This is a genomic window from Streptomyces zhihengii, assembly GCF_016919245.1.
In the GTDB taxonomy this organism is placed as follows: Bacteria; Actinomycetota; Actinomycetes; order Streptomycetales; family Streptomycetaceae; genus Streptomyces; species Streptomyces zhihengii.
Genome location: NZ_JAFEJA010000001.1, coordinates 5047501 through 5069489, shown reverse-complemented (window position 1 = coordinate 5069489; position 21989 = coordinate 5047501). Strand labels below are relative to the sequence as shown.

Below are 21989 nucleotides of genomic sequence, written 5' to 3'. Positions count from 1 at the left end.
GCCGGGGCGGTTACTTCTTGCGGCGGCGCCCGCCGCCCTTCGCGGCCTTGCGGCGCTCGGCACGCGTCATGCCGTCCGAGCCCGACGCCGACTCGCCGCCGTCGTTGTCGAAGTCGCCCTCGACGACACCGCCCTCACCGTCCACCGTCGGGGCGGAGAAGTGCAGCCGGTCGGGGCGCTGCGGCGCCTCCAGGCCCTTGGCGCGGATCTCGGGGCGCCCGGTGCCGGCCGGCACGGCGTCCTCCTTGGAGAGCGAGGTCTTCTCGGCCGCGTCCTGCACCGGGACCTCCTCGACCTGCTGCTCGACCTGGACCTCCAGGTTGAACAGGTAGCCGACGGACTCCTCCTTGATGCCCTCCATCATCGCGGTGAACATGTCGAAGCCCTCGCGCTGGTACTCGACCAGCGGGTCCTTCTGGGCCATCGCGCGCAGGCCGATGCCCTCCTGGAGGTAGTCCATCTCGTAGAGGTGCTCGCGCCACTTGCGGTCGAGGACCGACAGGACCACACGGCGCTCCAGCTCGCGCATGATCTCCGAGCCGAGCTGCTTCTCGCGCTCCTCGTACTGCGCGTGGATGTCGTCCTTGATCGACTCGGCGATGAACTCGCCGGTGATGCCGGCGCGGTCGCCGACCGCGTCCTCCAGGTCCTCGATCGTCGCCTTCACCGGGTAGAGCTGCTTGAACGCGCCCCACAGGCGGTCCAGGTCCCACTCCTCGGCGAAGCCCTCGACCGTCTCGGCCTGGATGTACGCGTCGATGGTGTCGTCCATGAAGTGGACGACCTGCTCGTGGAGGTCCTCGCCCTCCAGCACCCGGCGGCGCTCGCCGTAGATGACCTCGCGCTGGCGGTTGAGGACCTCGTCGTACTTGAGGACGTTCTTACGCGTCTCGAAGTTCTGCTGCTCGACCTGCGACTGCGCGGAGGCGATCGCCCGGGTGACCATCTTGTTCTCGATCGGGACGTCGTCGGGGACGTTCGCCATGGCCATCACGCGCTCGACCATCGCGGCCTTGAACAGGCGCATCAGGTCGTCGCCCAGCGAGAGGTAGAAGCGGGACTCGCCCGGGTCGCCCTGACGGCCGCTGCGGCCGCGGAGCTGGTTGTCGATACGGCGCGACTCGTGGCGCTCGGTGCCGAGGACGTAGAGCCCGCCGAGGTCCTTGACCTCGTCGTGCTCCGCCTTCACGGCCGCCTCGGCGCGCTCCAGCGCGTCCGGCAGCGCCGCAGCCCACTCCTCGACGTGCTCGACCGGGTCGAGACCGCGCTGGCGCAGCTCCGCCTCGGCGAGGTCGTCCGGGTTGCCGCCGAGCTTGATGTCGGTACCGCGGCCGGCCATGTTCGTGGCGACGGTGACCGCTCCGCGGCGGCCGGCCTGGGCGACGATCGTCGCCTCGCGCTCGTGGTTCTTCGCGTTCAGCACCTCGTGCTGGACGCCGCGCTTGTTGAGCTGCTGCGAGAGGTACTCGGACTTCTCGACCGAGGTGGTGCCGACCAGGATCGGCTGGCCCTTCTCGTGCTTCTCGGCGATGTCGTCGACGACGGCCGCGAACTTGGCGACCTCGGTGCGGTAGATCAGGTCGGACTGGTCGAGGCGGACCATCGGCTTGTTCGTCGGGATCGGCACGACGCCCAGCTTGTAGATCTGGTGGAACTCCGCCGCCTCGGTCATGGCCGTACCGGTCATGCCGGAGAGCTTGTCGTAGAGGCGGAAGAAGTTCTGGAGGGTGATCGTGGCGAGGGTCTGGTTCTCGTCCTTGATGTCCACCCCCTCCTTCGCCTCGATCGCCTGGTGCATGCCCTCGTTGTAGCGGCGGCCGGCGAGGATACGGCCGGTGTGCTCGTCGACGATCATGACTTCGCCGTCCATGACGACGTAGTCCTTGTCCTTCTTGAACAGCTCCTTCGCCTTGATGGCGTTGTTCAGGTAGCCGACGAGAGGAGTGTTGACCGACTCGTAGAGGTTGTCGATGCCGAGCCAGTCCTCGACCTTGGCGACACCGGCCTCGTGGATGGCGACCGTGCGCTTCTTCTCGTCGACCTCGTAGTCGCCGGTCTCCTCGATGCCCTTGAGCGGGTTGCCCGCCTCGCCCTTGGCGAGCCGGGTCACCAGCTTGGCGAAGTCGCCGTACCACTTGGTGGCCTGGTCGGCGGGGCCGGAGATGATCAGCGGCGTACGGGCCTCGTCGACGAGGATCGAGTCGACCTCGTCGACACAGGCGAAGTTGTGGCCGCGCTGGACGAGCTCGTCCTTGGACCACGCCATGTTGTCGCGGAGGTAGTCGAAGCCGAACTCGTTGTTCGTGCCGTAGGTGATGTCGCAGCTGTACTGCTCGCGGCGCTGCGCCGGCGTCATGTTCGCCAGGATGCAGCCGACCTCGAGGCCGAGGAACTTGTGGACCCGGCCCATCATCTCGGAGTCGCGCTCGGCCAGGTAGTCGTTCACCGTGATCAGGTGGACGCCCTTGCCGGACAGCGCGTTCAGATAGGCGGGGAGGGTGCCGACGAGGGTCTTGCCCTCACCGGTCTTCATCTCGGCGACATAGCCGAGGTGCAGGGCGGCGCCGCCCATGAGCTGGACGTCGTAGTGGCGCTGGCCCAGCACGCGCTTGGCGGCCTCGCGGACGGTGGCGAACGCCTCGGGCATCAGGTCGTCGAGGCTCTCGCCGTCGGCGTAGCGCTGCTTGTACTCCTCGGTGAGCGCCCGCAACTCGGCGTCGGAGAGGTTGACGAAGTCCTCTTCGATGGAGTTGACCTGGTCCGCGATGCGGTGCAGTTTGCGCAGGATCTTGCCTTCGCCTGCACGCATGAGCTTGTTGAAGACGGACACTGAGGCTGGTCTCCTTGCCGGTCGGGCCTGGCACTGGGTCGTGTGACGGACACTGGCGCGGGCACGGCAGGTGGGCCCCACCGCATCGGCCATCGTAAGCGAGGACCCCGCCGCGCCGGGAGGTCCATGGCCATCGAGGCCCCGCTGTCCGCCATCAGGAGAACGCACAAGGCGCGCGGAAGGTGCCGGGAAGGCCGCAAAAGTGCTCGCATCGCACGCGGGACCTGACCACAATCCCCGCATGGAGCCGATCACACTGACCACCGAGCGCCTTCTGCTGCGGACGTTCACGGCCGAGGACACCGAAGCCGTGTACCGGTCCTGCCAGGACCCGGACATCCAGCGGTGGACAACGGTTCCCTCCCCGTACGAGTGGCAGCACGCCGCCGAGTTCACCGAACACATGGTCCCCGACGGCTGGCGCAACAGCACGATGTGCACCTTCGCCGTGCTGCCCCGCGAGGGCGGGCCGCTCATGGCGTCGGTCAGCGTGACGCTGCGCACCTTCTCGGGCACCTGGGAGATCGGCTTCTGGACGGGGAAGGAGCACCGCGGCCGCGGGGTGATGGCCGAGGCCGTGACCGCCGTCTCGCACTGGTCCTTCATGCGCCTGGGCGCCACCCGGCTGGAATGGCGGGCCGAGGTGGGCAACACGGGCTCCCGCGCGGTGGCCGAGAAGACCGGATTCCGGGTGGAGGGCTGTCTGCGGGCCGCGCTGCTGAACAAGGACACCCTGCGGGACACCTGGGTCGGCTCCCTGCTCCCGTCCGACCTCGGGCTGACCGGCACCCACGCCTACCTCCCTGCCGGTCCCTGAACCCCACCGGGCCGCCGCCTCCCGGCCGGTTCCGGAACCCCCCGGGGGCGTCCCGCACTGTCGGTGGCGGGCTCTAAGGTGCGGGCATGACCACTGTGCCGCCCTCCGCCACCCTCTCCGCCGACGAGGCGCGTCGCATCGCCCTGCGCGCCCAGGGATTCCTCGGGGCCCCCGACCGCCGGGGCGGCGTCCGGGGCGTGCTGCGCGGCCTCGGCGCGGTGCAGCTCGACACCATCTCGGTGCTCGCCCGCTCCCATGAGCTGATCCCGTACGCGCGGCTCGGCGCCGTGGGCCGCCGGACGGTCGAGGACGCCTACTGGACCGAGGGCCACAGCTTCGAGTACTGGTCGCACGCCGCGTGCATCCTGCCCGTCGAGGAGTGGCCGCACTTCGCGTTCCGCCGCCGCGCCTACCGGGCCCGCCCCCAGTGGCACCACGACCTCCCCGACGGCGCGTACGACGCGGTCATCGGCCAGCTCCGCGCCGAGGGCCCGCTGACCGCCACCGAGCTGGGCGGCGCGAAGAACGGCGGCGAGTGGTGGGACTGGTCCGCCTCGAAGGTCGCCGTGGAGCGCGCGCTGATGTACGGCGAGGTGGTGTGCACCGAGCGCAGGGGCTGGAAGCGGGTCTACGACCTGGCCGAGCGCGCCATCCCCGACGCGGTGCTCCACGACGACCTGGATGACACCGAGTGCCTGCGCAGGCTGGTCCGGCTGGCCGGGCAGGCGCTGGGCGTGGGCACCCGGTCGGACATCGCCGACTACCACCGCATCAAGGGCGAGCAGTTCGACGCGGTGGTCGCCGACTCCGGACTGGTGCCGGTCACGGTGGAGGGCTGGGCGAAGCCTGCCTGGGCCGACCCCGAGGCGCTGGCGTCCGTGCCGCGCGGCCGGCACCGCACCACCCTGCTGTCCCCCTTCGACTCCCTGATCTGGGAACGCGCCCGCACCGAGCGGATCTTCGGCTTCACCCACCGGCTGGAGGCGTACGTGCCGAAGCCGAAGCGGGTGCACGGGTACTTCGCGATGCCGCTGCTCGCCGGGGGCAGGCTGCTCGGCCGGGTGGACCCGGCACGGGAGGGAACCACGCTGGTCGCACGTCAGGTGTCGCTGGCGGGCCCCCGGGCCGTGGCCCCGATGGCCCAGGCGCTGCGCGAGGCCGCCTCCTGGGTGGGCTGCGACACGGTGCGGGTGGAGCGGTTCGACCACCCGGGGCTCGCCGCGGACCTGGTCAAGGCCCTCGACTGAGCGAGCCCGCCCGGGCGGCCGTCAGCGGATCTCCAGGATCTTCTCGCGCATCGCGTAGACCACGGCCTCCATCCGGGAGTGGAGCTGGAGCTTCTCCAGGATGTTGCGCACATGGTTCTTCACGGTGTTCTCGGAGATGAAGAGCTCCTTGGCGATGTCCCGGTTGTTCATCCCGGTGGCGACCAGCTTGAGCACCTCCAGCTCCCGGTCGGTCAGCCGGGGCGCGGGCACCAGCCTGCGCTCGTCCGTGCGCTGGATCATCGACTTGAACTCGGTGAGCAGCTTGGACGCCATCGAGGGGCTGATCTGCGACTGCCCGTCCGCCACCGCGCGGATGGCGGTCGCGACCTCGTCGGTGGAGATCTCCTTGAGGAGGTAGCCCGTGGCGCCCGCCTTGATCGCGTCGTAGAGGTCCGCCTCCTCGTCGCTGATCGTCAGCATGATGATCTTCGCGCTGGGGGCGACCTCCTTGATGGAGGTGCAGGCCTCGATGCCGCCGCGCTTGGGCATCCGTACGTCCATCAGCACGATGTCCGGCAGCAGGTCCGCCGCCTTGTCCACCGCCTCCGCCCCGTCGCCGGCCTCGCCGACGACCTGGATGTCCTCCTCCTGCTTGAGGACGATCTCCAGTCCTCGCCGGAAGAGCGCGTGGTCGTCCACGACGAGCACCCTGATCGGCTCCGCCGCGTGGGGACCGGCCGGCTCCTCGCCGGTGTCGACGGCGAGCGGCCGACCGGATCGGCCCGCTTCGCCGTGCATCGGCCCGAAGCTGTCCGCCATCGTTCCTCCCCCTGAAGGCCGTGGCCCGAGATCATGTCTGGTCTGCCAACCTCAGTGCGCCGCACATCCGTTGGCTTGCCGGGTCATGCTTTCATGCCGGGACGGCGAAGGGGTGATCCCGCGGTCGCACGATGGTGCCCCTGGGGGCGCACGGGGCGCTCCAGGGGCACCTGACTCCTTGCTGCTGTTCCCGATTCACCCGGACGTGCCCCCGACGGGTGCGTGTCCGGGGCCTGTTGACCCTGGCAGGGGGCCGGTGCGGAACCGGCCACCGGGGGCCAGCGCCGGCCGGAGCGCGATGGGCTCGGGGCCGGCGACGGCCGCTTCGGGCGTGCGAGGCGGGGTGTCAGCCTCCGAGCGCGCCCCCGGCACCGCCGGCCTCGGCCCCGGCCAGCGGGTCGGTCTCCAGGTGGATCACGCCGTAGTCGTACGCGTGCCGCCGGTAGACGACACTGGGCTGCTTCGTCTCGGCGTCGACGAAGAGGTAGAAGTCGTGACCGACCAGTTCCATCTCGTAGAGGGCCTGGTCGAGCGTCATGGGGGCTGCCGTATGCAGCTTCTCGCGGACCACCAGCGGTCCCTCGCCCTGCACTTCGAGCGAGCCGATCCTGGTGGTGGGAACGGCGTCCGTCTCCTCCAGGGCGACCGGCTGGCCGTTGGCGTTCAGTTCGGCGACGCCCGGGACGACGTCGGCGACCTCGGCCGCCGAGAGACGCCCGTTGCCCCGCCGCGTGTGGCGCTTGTCGTGCTCCTTCCGGAGCCTTGCCTCCAGCTTTCCGGTGGCGAGGTCGAGCGCTGCGTAGGGATCGGCGGCGGACGCCTCCGCGCGGATCACCGGGCCGCGCGAACGCAGCGTGATCTCCACACGGTCGGAACGGTCGGCCTGCCGCGGGTTGTGCTCCTTGGACACCTCGACGTCGAGGCTGATCACCTTGCCGTCGAGCTTCTGGATCTTGTCCAGCTTCAGCTTCTCGGCCACGTGCTTGCGGAACCGCTCGGGCACCTCGGTCTTGCGGCCCTTGACGACGATGTCCACGCAGAACTCCGTTCCCGGATCGCCCCGCCGCTTCTCCTCGGCCGCGGAGCTTCTCCCAATTTCTGGCACCAGGCCCCGGTGGTCACCGGGGCGCGGACTCGGTGAGTTTCACCTCCTCCTCCCCAGTCGACAAGATCTCCACCCACCCAATTCAGAGAGGTCTCTGTCCCGAAACCCTGGCCGGAAAACACGGCACTGCATTCGGCTCGGAACGGATTCACCATTCCTTACAACCGAACATAGTCCCAGCGGGCCACTGTCGGCACCCGCTACCCGAAGGTACCTCCGATCAGGCGTTTTTGCCCTCTCACTACCTGCAACGTTGCGAGTTCCCCGTCAGTTCCGGTTTATGACCGAAGGAAGCGGAACAGTTGCGACGACCGCCGCGCTCACCTGTGCGAATCCAGGGAAATCCGGATGCCCGCCGCCGCCCGCGGCACGCAGTGCCCTGGCCGCCTCCGCCAGCGACGCACCCGTCGTCATCACATCGTCGACCAGTACCGGCACACCGCAGGCCGGCAGTCGTACCGCGGCGTCCCGCGCCCGCATCGAGCCGGACACGTTGGCCAGCCTCTCGGGCACCCCGAGACCGGCCTGGTCCGCCACCGGACGCACCTGGCGGAGCAACGGCAGCACCGCCGCGGAGCGCCCCGAGCGCCGCAGCTCGGCGGCGGCGGAGCACGCGATGCGCCGGGCGGCGTCGTGGCCCCGGGCCCGGACCGCCCGGCGCGCCGACGGCACCGGCACCAGCAGCAGCGGCCCCGCACCGCCCGCGCTCCCGGGCGCCGCCGCCCGCACCGCTCCCGCCAGCGCCCGCCCCAGCGGCGCCGCCAGCCCCATGGCTCCCCGCTCCTTGTGGGCCAGGATCACGGCCCGTACCGCGTCCCCGTACGCCGCGGCCGCGTGGACCGCGGGCAGCCCCGCAAGCTCCGGCACCGGTCTCGCCCGGCGCACCGGCCCGCCGTGCAGCACCCGCGCGCACCTCTCGCACAGGAGGGTGCGCCGCCGCCCGCACCCCGCGCAGTCGGCGGGCAGCACCAGGCCGGAGATCTCCCGCCACCACCATCCCCGCATGACCTCAGGGTGCCCGGCCACCGGAGCCGGGCCAACCCCTGTGGACAACGCCCTGTGGACAACGCCGGCGACCTCGGCGACACGGCCTCCGGGACGACCGCCGGGGCCTCCCGGAGGCGTGATTCAGCCCGGGTAGACCGGCGAGGTACCGCTCTTGACCAGGGTCTGCCAGTTCGCGCCCGCGGGCAGCCGGACGATGCCGTCCTCCTGCGAGTACGCCACCAGCGGCCGGCTCTCGTCGTCCGACGCGGCGACCGACCGCACCTGGTTCAGACCCGGCAGGATCGAGTTGGGGGCGGTCGAGCCGTCCGTCTGGATGTAGCGCACCTGCTGCACCCCGCCGGACTCCTTGCCGACCACCACGAGCCTGCTGGGGCCCGCCCAGGAGACCGCCGTGACGGTCTCCAGGTGCGGTGCCGCCGGGCGCAGTTCGGTGACGGTCACCGCGGGGTCGTCCTCGGGGCCGTGCCGCTCCACCCGCCCGATCTTCAGGGTCGTCGTGCCGTCCTTGGTGAGCAGCAGCGCGATGCGCACGCCGTCCGCCGACACCTTCACCGCCTCGATCCGCGCACCGTCGATGCCCGGCACGATCCGTACGTCCTGCGGCGTGCCCGTCCCGGACGGCACCCGCATCAGCGCGGCGTCCGAGGGGTTGCGGTCGGCGACCCACAGATCGCCCCTGCCGTCCCAGCTCGGCGCGGAGAGACGGTTCTCCGCCTGTCCGCCCGAGCTGCCGACGACCGCGTTCCGCAGCTCCGAGCCGGTGAGGATCGACGCCACGTACAGCTTGCTGCTGTCCTTGGACACCGCGGCGGCGGTCTGCTCGTCGCGGGCGACGGCCACCCGGCTCATGCGCAGCCTGCCGTCGCCGAAGGGGCCCGGCACGTTGTGCGGTTCGGCGGCGTCCTTGGATCCGCTCGCGAGCAGCGCGAGCCGGTCCTGCTCGTCGACGAAGTACTGGCTGTCGAGCCGGCCCGAACCGTGGTCGGGCGCGTACTCCTCCGCCTGGCCGCTGCTGAGCACGCACAGCTGGGAGCCGTTGGCCCTCAGCAGCTCCACCTGGTCGACCCGGGCCGACGAGAAGTCCTTCAGCGTGAACAGGATCTGCGCCGCCATCTTGGTGCACTGCGGACGGCCCACCGAGGACGCCTTCTCGTTCAGCGGCACCTTCAGCCCGTTGCGGTCGTCGAACTCCAGCGAGCGGGTGCCCTTCTTCAGCGCCGTCCCGGTCGGGAACCGTGACTCGACCACCGGCTTCAGCCAGTTCGTCGGCCCTTCGAGCAATGCCGAGACCGCCTGCGTCACCGGGTCCTGACGGGTCACCGGGTCCTGCCGCTGGCGGATGTAGACGGGGTCGGCGACCACGACACTGCGCCCCGAGGCGAAGTAGTACTTGTTGACCGACACGTAGTTGCGCTCGAAGTCGGACGCGCCCAGCAGCAGTCCGGGCGGCAGGCTGTCGATGCGCCACTCCTTGCCGTCGGGACCGTTCTGTTCGGACAGGTGGATCGTCCGGCGGTAGTCCGTCGGCGTCACCGGCTGGTAGGCGCGCTGGGCGTCGACGGTGGCTATCTGCCGGCCGAAGAGGGGGTAGCTGCGGCCCGGCTTGTCCCGGCCGCCGAGGATCGGCGCACCGGGGTCGGGCGCGGCCGTCAGCACGGTGGTGCTCGCCTCCGGCTGCCAGCGCTTGGACGCCTCGGCCGTCAGATACGAGCGGGCCGTGGCGAAGTTCGAGTCGTCGCTGGTCATCGCCTCCAGGAAGCCGGTGACGATCTCGTCCGGTGTCGCGCCCTTGCGCGGCTGCACCGCGTAGACCCGCACCTGCGAGTCGCCGCGCTGCGACGCCTTCACCGGGTGCACGTCACCACTGTCCGGCATCGACGCGCAGCCGGTCAGCACCACACCGGCGCACCCGAGAAGCGCCGTCAGGCGCAGCACCCGCGCCCGGCCCCCACGACGCTCAGCGCCCACGATCCGTGCCCTCCCGCTTCGATGAGACGTGTTCCGCGGGCTCGTCGGCCCGCTCCCCCGCGGACCGGGGCACCACCCGGGAACCGCTGCCCGGCAGTGCCGCGGGGTCGACACCGAGGGGTGCGCCGCCGCGTGCCTGTGCGGGCAGGCGGGAGAAGTCCGGCGCGGGCTGCACGGGCACGGACGTCAGCCGGTGCCCGTTCGCAGCGGGATCACCCGACGCGTGCGCACGCTCCCGGTTCTGGCGGGAGTCCTCGGGCTCCAGCGGGATCGGGGAGCCCCGCAGCGGCTCGTCCGCCGTGCGCGGCAGCGTCAGCCGGAACTGCGAGCCGCCGCCCGGCTCGCCCCATGCCTGGAGCCAGCCGCCGTGCAGACGGGCGTCCTCGACCGCGATGGACAGGCCGAGACCGGTACCGCCGGTGGTCCTGGCCCGTGCCGGGTCGGCCCGCCAGAAGCGGCTGAACACTCTGGTCGCCTCTCCCGGCTTCAGGCCCACGCCGTAGTCCCGCACGGCGATGGCCACCGCCCCGCCCGCGACCGCCATGCGCACCACGACGTCCTTGCCGTCGCCGTGCTCCACCGCGTTGACGACCAGGTTCCGCAGGACGCGCTCCACCCGGCGCGCGTCGGCCTCGGCCACCACCGGCTGCTCGTCGCCGACGACGCGGATCCGGGAACCCTTGCGCTCGGCCAGCGGCTCGGCCCCGCCGATCACCCGGCGCACCACTTCACGCAGGTCTATCGGCTCGGCCTCCAGCGCCGCGGCGCCGGCGTCGAACCTGCTGATCTCCAGCAGGTCGGCCAGCAGCGACTCGAATCGGTCGAGCTGGTCCCCGAGGAGCTCGGCGGACCGCGCGGTCACCGGGTCGAAGTCCTGGCGCGCCTCGTGGATGACGTCGGCCGCCATCCGCACGGTGGTCAGCGGCGTCCGCAGCTCGTGCGAGACGTCGGAGACGAACCGGCGCTGCATCCGCGACAGCTCCTCCAGCTGCTGGATCTTGAGCTGGAGGTTCTGCGCCATCTTGTTGAAGGCCTCGCCGAGGCGGGCGATGTCGTCCTCGCCGGTGACCTTCATCCGCTCCTGGAGCTTGCCCGCGGCCAGCCGCTCGGCGATCCCGGCGGCCATCCGCACCGGTGTGACGATCTGGCGCACCACCAGCCAGGCGATCGCGCCCAGCAGCGCCACGACGAACAGCCCCGCCGTGGCGAGCGTGCCGCGGACCAGGGTCAGCGACTCCTCCTCCTGCGACAGCGGGAACAGGTAGTACAGCTCGTAGGGCTTGCCCTCGATGTCGTTGAGCCGGGTGCCCACGACCAGCCCGGGCTCCGCGTCGAACGCGTTGTTCCAGTAGCGGATGCTCACGAACGTCTCGTACGTCCCGGTCCCCTGGCCCACGTCGTCCCGCAGGACCTGCGGGATGGACGCCGGGTCCACCAGGCCCGAGGTGCGCGGCGCGCGGCCGGGGCCGTTCCGCTCCGAGTCGGCGCTCAGCGCGACGACGTTGTACGAGCCCTGCCCGCCGCTCGCGAGCTGGGCCACGAGGTCGGAGCGCCACGAGTTGGCGTTCCTGGCACCCGAGGCCGATCCGTCCTGGCCGGCGGGGCCCGCGGGGGCGTTGGCCAGCTCCCTGGCGACGGCGAATCCGCCGGCGGCCTGGCTCTGGGCGGCCCTGCTCTTCGCGTCCAGCAGACCGTTGCGGACCTGGCCGATCACCACGAAACCAAGCAGCAGCACCACGCCGAGTGACATCAGCAGCGTGCTGGCGACCACCCTGAGCTGGATGTTCCGCCGCCACAGCCGCAGGGCGGGCAGCAACGGGCGCCGCAGCCAGCGCATGAAGAGCCTCGGTATCGGCGCGCCCTGCGCGCCGTCCTGGAGGAGGCGCCCGAACCGCGCGCGTCCCCGTCCCCCTCCGGCAGCCCGCCCCGTACGGACTCCCGGACCCCCGGGCTTCGGAGCAATGCTGCCACCGGACATGTCAGCTCGGCCCCGCCTTGTAACCGACGCCCCGCACGGTCACCACGATCTCCGGGCGCTCGGGGTCCTTCTCGACCTTGGAGCGCAGCCGCTGCACGTGCACGTTCACCAGCCGGGTGTCGGCGGCGTGGCGGTAGCCCCACACCTGCTCCAGCAGCACCTCGCGGGTGAACACCTGCCAGGGCTTGCGGGCCAGCGCGACCAGCAGGTCGAACTCCAGCGGCGTCAGCGCTATCGACTGGCCGTCACGCTTGACCGAGTGACCTGCGACGTCGATGACCAGGTCACCGATGGCGAGCTGCTCCGGCGCCGGCTCCTCCGACCTGCGCAGCCGTGCCCGGATGCGGGCCACGAGCTCCTTCGGCTTGAACGGCTTGACGATGTAGTCGTCGGCCCCGGATTCGAGCCCGACCACCACATCGACGGTGTCGCTCTTGGCCGTGAGCATCACGATCGGCACACCCGACTCGGCCCTGATCAGCCGGCACACCTCGATGCCGTCCCGGCCGGGCAGCATCAGGTCGAGCAGCACCAGGTCGGGCTTGGCCTCGCGGAAGGCGGCCAGCGCCTTGTCGCCGTCCGCCACGAACGACGGCTCGAAACCCTCACCACGCAGCACAATCCCGAGCATCTCGGCCAGTGCGGTGTCGTCGTCGACGACAAGGACTCGTCCCTTCATAATCGACATCATCCCATTCTCGTAACAGTGTCCGACGTGCTGGTGAGGTAGCTCACTGGCCAGTGACGATAGTCGTACCGGCCGATTTCCGTGCGTGGTCGCCGCCCGGGTTTCCCGCCGCTCAGCGGGACCGGCCGGCTCCGGAGCGTCGCCGTCCGGGTGATTCGGGCCCGCCGCCGACCGTCGCCGGGCCCGGACGGAAGGCAACGCTTCGTCCGGCCGCGGCGCCGAGGCCCCCGTCGTGCTCTCCGGTCAGCCCTCGCTCCCGCGCCGGGCAGCGGCACAGAGCCGGGCGATGCCGTCCCCGGTGACGGGTGACAGTACCCCCTCCTCGGTGACGACGGCCGTCACCAGCTCGGGCGGTGTGACATCGAACGCCGGGTTGTACGCCCTCGTGCCGAGCGGCGCCACGGACACCCCGCTTCCGGCCTCGGCAACAGCTCCCCTGGGCACGGGCACCTCCGTGACCTCCCGGGCGGGGCGCTGCTCCACCTCGATCGCCGAGCCGTCCGGCGTGGTGAGGTCCAGCGTGGTCGTGGGCGCCACGACCACGAACGGCACATGGTGGTACCGCGCCAGCACCGCGAGGGGGTAGCTGCCGACCTTGTTCGCCACCGAGCCGTCGGCGGCGATCCGGTCCGCGCCGATCATCACCGCGTCCACCTCGCCCGCGGCGAACAGGGAACCCGCCGCGTTGTCGGAGAGCAGGCTGTACGGCATGCCGTTGCGCGCCGCCTCCCAGGCCGTCAGCCGGGCTCCCTGCAGCAGCGGCCGGGTCTCGTCCACCCAGAGGTGCCGCAGCTCACCGGCCCGGTGCGCGGCCAGCGCGACCGCGAACGCCGTGCCCTCCCCGCCGGAGACCAGCGCCCCGGTGTTGCAGTGGGTCAGGATCCGGTGCCCGCCTCCGGGCAGCAGCTCGCCGAGGAACGCCAGCCCGTGGGCGGCCATTCGACGGCTGGCCTCGGCATCGGCCCGGTGCAGCGCCCGCGCGGCCTCCAGCGCGGCGCCCGCCGCCTGCTCCGGTGTCGCGCCCGCCGCCTCCGCCCGCCCGTGGGCGTCGGCCGCCAGCCGCACCCCGTACCGAAGATTCACCGCGGTGGGCCGCGCGACCTCCAGCAGGCCGGCGGCCTCGACGACGTCGTACCCCCGCGCGGCGGCGAGGGCGATCCCGTACGCCCCCGCGATGCCCAGCAGCGGCGCACCGCGGACGGCCAGTGTCTGGATGGCGTGCACCAGGGCCGGGACGTCGGTGCACACCAGTTCGGTCTCGTGCGCCGGCAGCCGTCTCTGATCGAGAAGCACCAGCACCGGCCCTTCGGGCGGTTGTGCCCAGCGCAGCACCGGAAGCTGCGGTGGTACCGGACCCGGGGCGTCGTGTACCTGCTGATCAGCCATCCGCCCAGTCTGCCCGCCGCCGCTCCGGCAGAGAAGGCACGAACGAGATACGGGCCCCCGCCCACCGGCAGCCCGCGCGTGGCACGATGGCTGCCAACCGGCCGCCCTGCCTGGCGGACGCACACCGTGAAGGTGCCGGTCCCCCACTCCGGCCCCGTGACCAACGCATGAGGTGGACGACCGTGAACGACTCTCCGGGCTGGGCCTCGCCCGGATCGGCTCCCTCCCCCGACGGGCAGACCCCGGGCGTACCGCGCCCAGCCGCGCCCGCGGACGGTCCGTCCGCGAAGTGGTCCAAGGAGCAGCCGCCCGCGGGGCAGTGGTCCGCGCCGACCGGCCCGGGCCACGTGCCCGGGCCGCCTCCTCCCGGCTGGGGAGGGGGCCGGCCCCCGGGAGCCTGGGGACGCCCGCCGGCCGCCGCGAAGCCCGGAGTGATCCCGCTGCGCCCGCTCGGCGTCGGGGAGATCCTCGACGGCGCTGTGGCGACCCTGCGGACCCACTGGCGCACCGTCCTCGCGGTGACCGTGACCGTCTCCGTCATCACGCAGATCGCCAGCATCCTCGTGGAGCGCTATCTCCTCCCCGCACCGCCGGTCGTCGACCCCGACGCGACGCCCGAGGAGGCGCTCGAGCAGTCGCTGGAGTCCCTGCAGTCCAGCATGATCGCCATGGGCCCGGCGCTGCTCATCACGCTGATCGGCACCCTGCTGACCACCGCCGTGCTCACCGTGGTCATCAGCCGGTCCGTGCTGGGCCGCCAGGTCACGCTGTCCGAGGCCTGGCGCGAGGCCCGGCCCCGACTGCCCCACCTGCTCGGTCTGACCTTCCTGCTGCCCCTCGGCAGCGCGGCGATCATGACCGTCGGCATCCTTCCGGGCCTGCTCATCGGCGGTGCCGGTGTGCTGCTCTCCGTCCTCGGCGGCATCGGTGCGATCGTGGTCGTCGTCTGGCTGATGATCCGTTTCGCGCTCGCCCCGCCTGCGCTCGTGCTGGAGCGCCAGGGCGTGTTCGCCTCCCTGCGGCGCTCGGCCAAGCTGGTGCAGGGCACGTGGTGGCGCATCTTCGGCATCACCGCGCTGACCGTGCTGATCTCCTTCCTCGTGAGCATGGTCATCGGCATCCCCTTCGCGATCGCGGGCTTCGCCGTGGACGGGGTCTCCCTCGGTGACTTCCTCGACGGCGGCGACTCCGCGATCGGCTGGCCCTTCCTGATCATCACCGGCATCGGCGCGGTGATCGCCTCGTCGATCACGTACCCGATCTCGGCCGGGGTGACGGCGCTGCTCTACGTCGACCAGCGCATCCGCCGCGAGGCCCTCGACCTCGAACTCGCCCGTGCCGCGGGTGTGCCGGGCTACGGGACCGAGCCGCCCCGCAACGTCTCCACCGGGGGCTGATGCGGTGCCCGGCGCGGGGGGCGGGACGGCAGGGCGTCTGCCGGTCCTGGCGAGGGACGACATACCGGTGGACATCTCGCGTGTCCCCGCCCGTGAGGCGGCGGAACGCGAGCTGTCCAGACCGGAGTACGGCGAAGGCGAACCGAACCTGCTCCAGCGGGCTCTCGACAGCTTCTGGGACTGGGTCGGCGGCATCTTCGAAGGGGTGGGCGGCGGGCCCGGCGGCACCGTCGGTCTGATCGTGGTCGTGCTCCTCGCCGCCGCCCTCGTGGGCGGCCTCTGGTGGCGGCTCGGCACGCCGCGGCGCGGCGCCACCGCCTCGGACTCCCTCTTCCACGACGGCCCCCGCAGCGCCGCGGAACACCGCACGGCGGCCGCGGAGCATGCCTCCGCCGGCCGCTGGAACCAGGCCGTGCAGGAGCGGATGCGCGCCATCGTCCGGGCTCTCGAGGAACGCGCCCTGCTCACCCCCCGCCCGGGCCGCACCGCCGACGAGGCCGCCGCCGAAGCAGGCCGCGCCCTCCCCTCCCACGCCGGCGAACTGCGTGCCGCGGCCCGCTCCTTCGACGACGTCACATACGGCGGCCGCACCGGCGACCAGCAGATGTACGAGCGCATACGCCACCTCGACGACGCCGTCGACGGCACCAAGCCGCTCCTCGCGGACGCCGGCCCGGGAGGCGCCTCGTGACCGGGACCTCCGCCACATCCCTGTCCCTCACCGGCCGCCAGGTCTGGACCCGCGCCCGGGGCCTGCTCCTGGCCGTGCTGCTCCTCGTCGTCGCCGGCATCACCATGGCCGCCCTGCGCTCGGGGACGCATCACGGCGCACTGGACCCCCGCTCGGCCGACCCCGCCGGCAGCCGTGCGCTCGCCGAGCTGCTCAAGGCGCAAGGCGTCTCGATCCGCGTCGTCACCACGGTGGGCGACGCCTCGGACGCCGCAGGCCCCGGCGTCACGATCCTGCTGACCGATCCGGATCTCCTCACCGGCTCCCAACAGGCCACGCTCGCCACGGCCACCGGATCCGCCAGCGGCCGCACCGTCCTCCTCTCCCCCGGCCCCGCCTCGCTGGACGCCCTGGCCCCCGGCGTGACGGCCGAGGACCCCGCTCGGATCTCGGCCCGTGACCCGCGGTGCGACTACGCCCCCGCCCGGCGGGCCGGTGACGTCACCCTCGGCGGCGAGCGCTACTCCACCGACGCGGCGGAAGCCGATGGCTGCTACCCCGGTGACGGCCTGCCCAGCCTGCCCAGCCTGCCCAGCCTGCTCAGGCTGAACACGGCAAGCGGCGGTGACACCGTCCTCCTCGGCTCCTCCGACCTGCTGCGCAACGAACATCTCGACGAACACGGCAACGCCTCCCTTGCCCTGCAACTCCTCGGGTCCCGGCCCGAGCTGATCTGGTACATGCCGTCTCTCAACGACCCCGCCGCGGCAGGGCAGAGCGGAGAGACCCCCGGCGAGGAGACCGACGGCGAGCAGTCGTTCCTCGACCTCGTCCCGTCCGGCTGGCTCTGGGCGGCACTCCAGCTCACCCTCGCCGCCGTACTCGCCGCCGTCTGGCGAGGCCGACGGCTCGGTCCGCTGGTCACCGAGCGCCTGCCGGTCGCCGTCCGCGCGTCCGAGGCCACCGAGGGACGCGCCCGCCTCTACCACAAGGCGAACGCCCGCGACCGGGCCGCGGCCTCCCTCCGTTCCGCGGCGCGCGCACGCCTCGCTCCGCAACTGGGCGTGTCCACCGCCGACGCCCAGACACCGGCCGTCCTGCTCCCGGCCGTCGCCGCCCAACTGGACCGTCCCGAACGGGACATCCACGATCTGCTGTTCGGCCCTCCGCCGGCCGACAACACCTCCCTCGTCCTTCTGGCCGACCAACTCGACGCCCTCGAAAGAGAGGTACGCACCGCATGAGCGCCTCGACCCCCGAGACCGCCGATCACCCGGACCGCGCCCGGACCTCCCTCGAGGCCCTGCGCACCGAGATCGCGAAGGCCGTGGTCGGCCAGGACCCCGCCGTGACCGGTCTCGTCGTCGCCCTTCTCTGCCGGGGCCATGTGCTGCTCGAAGGCGTACCCGGTGTCGCGAAGACCCTCCTGGTCCGCGCGCTCGCCGCATCCCTCGAACTCGACACCAAGCGCGTCCAGTTCACCCCCGACCTCATGCCCAGCGATGTCACGGGCTCGCTGGTCTACGACACCCGCACCTCGGAGTTCTCCTTCCAGCAGGGGCCGGTCTTCACCAACCTCCTTCTCGCCGACGAGATCAACCGCACCCCTCCCAAGACCCAGTCCTCCCTCCTCGAGGCAATGGAGGAGCGTCAGGTGACGGTCGACGGCACACCGCGCCCGCTGCCAGAGCCGTTCCTGGTGGCGGCGACGCAGAACCCCGTCGAGTACGAGGGCACATATCCGCTGCCCGAAGCCCAGTTGGACCGCTTCCTCCTCAAGCTCACGGTGCCCCTGCCCACGCGCGACGACGAGATCAGCGTCCTCACACGTCACGCCGCCGGCTTCGACCCGCGGGACCTCACGGCCGCGGGCGTCCGCCCGGTGGCCGGCCCCGAGGACCTGGAGGCCGCCCGGGACGCCGTCGCCAAGACCTCGGTGTCGGCCGAGATCGCCGGCTATGTCGTCGACATCTGCCGCGCAACCCGTGAATCCCCGTCACTCACCCTGGGCGTCTCACCCCGTGGCGCGACCGCACTGCTCTCCACCGCCCGTGCCTGGGCCTGGCTCACCGGTCGCGACTACGTCATCCCCGATGATGTGAAGGCCCTCGCACTCCCCACGCTGCGCCACCGTGTCCAGCTCCGGCCCGAGGCGGAGATGGAAGGTGTCACCCCGGACTCCGTCATCACCGCGATCCTCGCCCACGTCCCCGTACCCCGCTGAGGCGTCCAGATGGCCCTCACCGGACGGACCGCACTGCTCGCGGCTCTCGGCTCACTCCCCGTAGGCATCCTCGCCCCCAGCTGGACGGGGATGCTCGCTGTCAACGCGCCGCTCTCACTGGCAATCCTGTGCGACTACGCACTCGCCGCGCCAGTGCGCACGCTTCGTTTCACCCGATCCGGTGACACATCAGTTCGACTCGGTGACGAGGCTCAGGTGCACCTGACCGTCACCAATCCCTCGCCGCGTCCGCTGCGCGCCGACCTCCGCGACGCCTGGCCGCCGAGCAGTTGGCCCGCCGACGCGACGACGGAGGCATCCAGGCACCGGGTGCGGGTCCCCGCCGGGGAGAGGCGCAGCCTCACCACCCTGCTGCGGCCCTCCCGACGCGGCGACCGGCACTCGGCCCGGGTCACCGTCCGTTCCTACGGCCCGCTGGGTCTGGCCGCGCGGCAGGGCAACCACGGGATCCCCTGGACGGTACGGGTCCTGCCGGCCTTCGAGAGCCGCAAGCACCTCCCGTCCCGTCTCGCCCGGCTCCGTGAACTCGACGGCCGCACCAGTGTCCTGGTCCGGGGCCAGGGAACGGAGTTCGACAGCCTCCGGGACTACGTCCCCGGCGACGACACCCGCTCCATCGACTGGCGCGCGACCGCCCGCAGGAGCGCGGTCGCCGTCCGGACCTGGCGCCCCGAACGCGACCGCCACATCCTGGTGGTCCTGGACACCGGCCGCACCGCGGCGGGCCGTGTGGGGGACGTTCCGCGCCTCGACGCCTCCATGGACGCCGCGCTCCTCCTGGCGGCCCTGGCGTCCCGCGCAGGGGACCGGGTGGGCCTGCTGGCGTACGACCGCCGGGTACGGGCGCATGTGCAGGGCCGTTCCGCGGGAGACGTGCTCCCGGCGATGGTCACCGCGATGGCTCCGCTGGAGGCGGAGCTGGTGGAGACGGATGCACGGGGCCTGAGTGCGGCCACGCTGCGGAACGCTCCGCGTGGCTCGTTGATCGTCCTTCTCACCAGCCTGGACGCCGCCCCCGTCGAGGACGGCCTGCTGCCCGTGCTGCCCCAGCTGACCCGGCGCCACACGGTGGTCGTGGCTTCCGTGGCCGATCCCCGCATCGAGCGGATGACACGGTCGCGCGGCAGCGCCCAGAACGTCTACGAGGCGGCCGCCGGCACCCAGGCGCACACACAGCGGCGGCGCACAGCGGAGCTGCTGCAACGGCATGGCGTCACGGTCGTCGACGCCACCCCGGAGAAGCTCGCACCGGCGGTGGCGGATGTGTACCTGGCGCTCAAGGCGGCCGGCCGGCTCTGACTCTCCGCGCATTCGTGCCTGGTCGCCACACGCATTGAGGGTGACCGGGCACGAATGCGTGCGGCCCTCATCGGGCCGTGAACGCAGAAAAGCCCCGGAACAGTGTTCCGGGGCTTCCCCACAATGATTGTTCGGCGGCGTCCTACTCTCCCACAGGGTCCCCCCTGCAGTACCATCGGCGCTGAAAGGCTTAGCTTCCGGGTTCGGAATGTAACCGGGCGTTTCCCTAACGCTATGACCACCGAAACACTATGAAGATGTCGAACTACCAGCCGGCAAAGGCGAGTTCGTTACTTCAGAACTAACACAGTGGACGCGAGCAACTGAGGACAAGCCCTCGGCCTATTAGTACCGGTCAACTCCACCAGTTACCTGGCTTCCATATCCGGCCTATCAACCCAGTCGTCTACTGGGAGCCTTACCCTCTCAAGGAGGTGGGAGTCCTCATCTCGAAGCAGGCTTCCCGCTTAGATGCTTTCAGCGGTTATCCTTTCCGAACGTAGCCAACCAGCCATGCCCTTGGCAGGACAACTGGCACACCAGAGGTTCGTCCGTCCCGGTCCTCTCGTACTAGGGACAGCCCTTCTCAAGACTCCTACGCGCACAGCGGATAGGGACCGAACTGTCTCACGACGTTCTAAACCCAGCTCGCGTACCGCTTTAATGGGCGAACAGCCCAACCCTTGGGACCGACTCCAGCCCCAGGATGCGACGAGCCGACATCGAGGTGCCAAACCATCCCGTCGATATGGACTCTTGGGGAAGATCAGCCTGTTATCCCCGGGGTACCTTTTATCCGTTGAGCGACGGCGCTTCCACAAGCCACCGCCGGATCACTAGTCCCGACTTTCGTCCCTGCTCGACCCGTCGGTCTCACAGTCAAGCTCCCTTGTGCACTTACACTCAACACCTGATTGCCAACCAGGCTGAGGGAACCTTTGGGCGCCTCCGTTACCCTTTGGGAGGCAACCGCCCCAGTTAAACTACCCATCAGACACTGTCCCTGATCCGGATCACGGACCCAGGTTAGACATCCAGCACGACCAGAGTGGTATTTCAACGACGACTCCCCCTGAACTGGCGTCCAGAGTTCACAGTCTCCCACCTATCCTACACAAGCCGAACCGAACACCAATATCAAACTGTAGTAAAGGTCCCGGGGTCTTTCCGTCCTGCTGCGCGAAACGAGCATCTTTACTCGTAGTGCAATTTCACCGGGCCTATGGTTGAGACAGTCGAGAAGTCGTTACGCCATTCGTGCAGGTCGGAACTTACCCGACAAGGAATTTCGCTACCTTAGGATGGTTATAGTTACCACCGCCGTTTACTGGCGCTTAAGTTCTCAGCTTCGCCTGGACGAATCCAAGCTAACCGGTCCCCTTAACGTTCCAGCACCGGGCAGGCGTCAGTCCGTATACATCGCCTTACGGCTTCGCACGGACCTGTGTTTTTAGTAAACAGTCGCTTCTCGCTGGTCTCTGCGGCCACCCCCAGCTCACCGAGTAAATCGGATCACCAAGAATGGCCCCCCTTCTCCCGAAGTTACGGGGGCATTTTGCCGAGTTCCTTAACCATAGTTCACCCGAACGCCTCGGTATTCTCTACCTGACCACCTGAGTCGGTTTAGGGTACGGGCCGCCATGAAACTCGCTAGAGGCTTTTCTCGACAGCATAGGATCATCCACTTCACCACAATCGGCTCGGCATCAGGTCTCAGCCTTAATGTGTGACGGATTTGCCTATCACACGGCCTACACCCTTACCCCGGGACAACCACCGCCCGGGCTGGACTACCTTCCTGCGTCACCCCATCGCTTACCTACTACCACCTTGGGTCAGCGGCTCCACCACTCCGACCTCGTCCGAAGACTCAGCCGGCGGCTTCACGGCCTTAGCATTAATGGGCTCGATATTGGGCGTTTCAAAGCGGGTACCGGAATATCAACCGGTTGTCCATCGACTACGCCTGTCGGCCTCGCCTTAGGTCCCGACTTACCCTGGGCAGATCAGCTTGACCCAGGAACCCTTAGTCAATCGGCGCACACGTTTCTCACGTGTGTATCGCTACTCATGCCTGCATTCTCACTCGTGAACCGTCCACAACTCGCTTCCGCGGCTGCTTCACCCGGCACACGACGCTCCCCTACCCATCACAGCACCCGTTGGGGCTATACGCTGCAATGACACGACTTCGGCGGTACGCTTGAGCCCCGCTACATTGTCGGCGCGGAATCACTTGACCAGTGAGCTATTACGCACTCTTTCAAGGGTGGCTGCTTCTAAGCCAACCTCCTGGTTGTCTCTGCGACTCCACATCCTTTCCCACTTAGCGTACGCTTAGGGGCCTTAGTCGATGCTCTGGGCTGTTTCCCTCTCGACCATGGAGCTTATCCCCCACAGTCTCACTGCCGTGCTCTCACTTACCGGCATTCGGAGTTTGGCTAAGGTCAGTAACCCGGTAGGGCCCATCGCCTATCCAGTGCTCTACCTCCGGCAAGAAACACACGACGCTGCACCTAAATGCATTTCGGGGAGAACCAGCTATCACGGAGTTTGATTGGCCTTTCACCC

Annotated in this window: 15 protein-coding genes and 2 rRNA genes (1 of these 17 running past the window's edge); 7 read left to right on the top strand and 10 right to left on the bottom strand. The window is 70.2% G+C overall.

From position 1 onward, the window contains the following. Positions 1-10 precede the first annotated feature (10 nt). A complete protein-coding gene (gene secA, locus JE024_RS21460) occupies positions 11-2830 on the bottom strand; it encodes a preprotein translocase subunit SecA (RefSeq protein ID WP_205375146.1) in 2820 nt (939 codons plus the stop codon). A 241-nt stretch (positions 2831-3071) separates the two neighbouring features. Between secA and JE024_RS21455 the strand changes: the two genes are divergently transcribed. Next, entirely contained in the window at positions 3072-3647 is a 576-nt protein-coding gene (locus tag JE024_RS21455; protein WP_205375145.1) for a GNAT family N-acetyltransferase, read from the top strand. An 86-nt stretch (positions 3648-3733) separates the two neighbouring features. After that, on the top strand, positions 3734-4894 hold the full coding sequence (locus tag JE024_RS21450) for a winged helix-turn-helix domain-containing protein (RefSeq protein ID WP_205375144.1): 1161 nt from the start codon (positions 3734-3736) through the stop codon (positions 4892-4894). A 21-nt stretch (positions 4895-4915) separates the two neighbouring features. Here the strand turns inward: JE024_RS21450 and JE024_RS21445 are convergent, their stop codons facing one another. The 7 genes from JE024_RS21445 to mtnA form a co-directional block, all read right to left on the bottom strand. Further along, on the bottom strand, positions 4916-5674 hold the full coding sequence (locus JE024_RS21445) for a response regulator (RefSeq protein WP_205375143.1): 759 nt from the start codon (positions 5672-5674) through the stop codon (positions 4916-4918). Between the two features lie 346 nt (positions 5675-6020). Then, entirely contained in the window at positions 6021-6710 is a 690-nt protein-coding gene (hpf, locus tag JE024_RS21440) for a ribosome hibernation-promoting factor, HPF/YfiA family (RefSeq protein ID WP_205375142.1), read from the bottom strand. Positions 6711-7046: 336 nt separating this feature from the next. Continuing rightward, on the bottom strand, positions 7047-7784 hold the full coding sequence (locus tag JE024_RS21435) for a ComF family protein (RefSeq protein ID WP_205375141.1): 738 nt from the start codon (positions 7782-7784) through the stop codon (positions 7047-7049). 123 nt (positions 7785-7907) lie between these two features. Next, the gene (locus JE024_RS21430; protein WP_465270496.1) at positions 7908-9755 is read right to left on the bottom strand and encodes an LpqB family beta-propeller domain-containing protein; all 1848 of its coding nucleotides are present in this window, start codon (positions 9753-9755) and stop codon (positions 7908-7910) included. Beyond that, complete coding sequence (mtrB, locus tag JE024_RS21425; protein ID WP_205375140.1) at positions 9745-11733, bottom strand: MtrAB system histidine kinase MtrB; 1989 nt, start codon at positions 11731-11733, stop codon at positions 9745-9747. The genes JE024_RS21430 and mtrB overlap by 11 nt, the downstream gene beginning before the upstream one ends. 1 nt (position 11734) lies before the next feature. Further along, entirely contained in the window at positions 11735-12424 is a 690-nt protein-coding gene (mtrA, locus tag JE024_RS21420; protein ID WP_205375139.1) for an MtrAB system response regulator MtrA, read from the bottom strand. 240 nt (positions 12425-12664) lie between these two features. Then, positions 12665-13807 carry an S-methyl-5-thioribose-1-phosphate isomerase gene (gene mtnA / locus JE024_RS21415; protein WP_205375138.1) on the bottom strand — a complete coding sequence of 381 codons (1143 nt, stop codon included), beginning with the start codon at positions 13805-13807 and terminating at the stop codon, positions 12665-12667. Positions 13808-13989: 182 nt separating this feature from the next. On the opposite strand from mtnA, the gene JE024_RS21410 reads away from it, so the two are divergent. From JE024_RS21410 to JE024_RS21390, 5 genes are read left to right on the top strand one after another with little or no spacing between them, the layout of a single operon-like run. Continuing rightward, positions 13990-15204 (top strand): glycerophosphoryl diester phosphodiesterase membrane domain-containing protein, encoded by a 1215-nt coding sequence (locus JE024_RS21410; RefSeq protein ID WP_205375137.1) that lies wholly within the window; start codon positions 13990-13992, stop codon positions 15202-15204. Positions 15205-15208: 4 nt separating this feature from the next. Next, a complete protein-coding gene (locus JE024_RS21405) occupies positions 15209-15895 on the top strand; it encodes a DUF4129 domain-containing protein (RefSeq protein ID WP_205375136.1) in 687 nt (228 codons plus the stop codon). Next, positions 15892-17118 carry a DUF4350 domain-containing protein gene (locus tag JE024_RS21400; RefSeq protein WP_205375135.1) on the top strand — a complete coding sequence of 409 codons (1227 nt, stop codon included), beginning with the start codon at positions 15892-15894 and terminating at the stop codon, positions 17116-17118. Before JE024_RS21405 ends, JE024_RS21400 begins: the two co-directional genes overlap by 4 nt. Beyond that, complete coding sequence (locus JE024_RS21395) at positions 17115-18098, top strand: AAA family ATPase (protein WP_205375134.1); 984 nt, start codon at positions 17115-17117, stop codon at positions 18096-18098. The genes JE024_RS21400 and JE024_RS21395 overlap by 4 nt, the downstream gene beginning before the upstream one ends. Positions 18099-18107: 9 nt before the next feature. After that, positions 18108-19418: a DUF58 domain-containing protein gene (locus JE024_RS21390; protein ID WP_205375133.1), complete on the top strand. Its 1311-nt coding sequence runs from the start codon at positions 18108-18110 to the stop codon at positions 19416-19418. A gap of 129 nt (positions 19419-19547) precedes the next feature. On the opposite strand, the gene rrf is transcribed toward JE024_RS21390, so the two are convergent. Beyond that, positions 19548-19664, bottom strand: a 5S ribosomal RNA gene (gene rrf, locus JE024_RS21385). Positions 19665-19743: 79 nt separating this feature from the next. After that, a 23S ribosomal RNA gene (locus JE024_RS21380) occupies positions 19744-21989 on the bottom strand (it continues 880 nt past the right edge of the window).

What these genes read in the sequence shown, in the direction of transcription:
- JE024_RS21455 (WP_205375145.1), top strand. Translation starts at nt 3,072, where the DNA reads ATGGAGCCGATCACACTGACCACCGAGCGCCTTCTGCTGCGGACGTTC.
- JE024_RS21450 (WP_205375144.1), top strand. Translation starts at nt 3,734, where the DNA reads ATGACCACTGTGCCGCCCTCCGCCACCCTCTCCGCCGACGAGGCGCGT.
- JE024_RS21445 (WP_205375143.1), bottom strand. Translation starts at nt 5,674, where the DNA reads ATGGCGGACAGCTTCGGGCCGATGCACGGCGAAGCGGGCCGATCCGGT.
- JE024_RS21435 (WP_205375141.1), bottom strand. Translation starts at nt 7,784, where the DNA reads ATGCGGGGATGGTGGTGGCGGGAGATCTCCGGCCTGGTGCTGCCCGCC.
- mtrB (WP_205375140.1), bottom strand. Translation starts at nt 11,733, where the DNA reads ATGTCCGGTGGCAGCATTGCTCCGAAGCCCGGGGGTCCGGGAGTCCGT.
- mtrA (WP_205375139.1), bottom strand. Translation starts at nt 12,424, where the DNA reads ATGATGTCGATTATGAAGGGACGAGTCCTTGTCGTCGACGACGACACC.
- mtnA (WP_205375138.1), bottom strand. Translation starts at nt 13,807, where the DNA reads ATGGCTGATCAGCAGGTACACGACGCCCCGGGTCCGGTACCACCGCAG.
- JE024_RS21395 (WP_205375134.1), top strand. Translation starts at nt 17,115, where the DNA reads ATGAGCGCCTCGACCCCCGAGACCGCCGATCACCCGGACCGCGCCCGG.
- JE024_RS21390 (WP_205375133.1), top strand. Translation starts at nt 18,108, where the DNA reads ATGGCCCTCACCGGACGGACCGCACTGCTCGCGGCTCTCGGCTCACTC.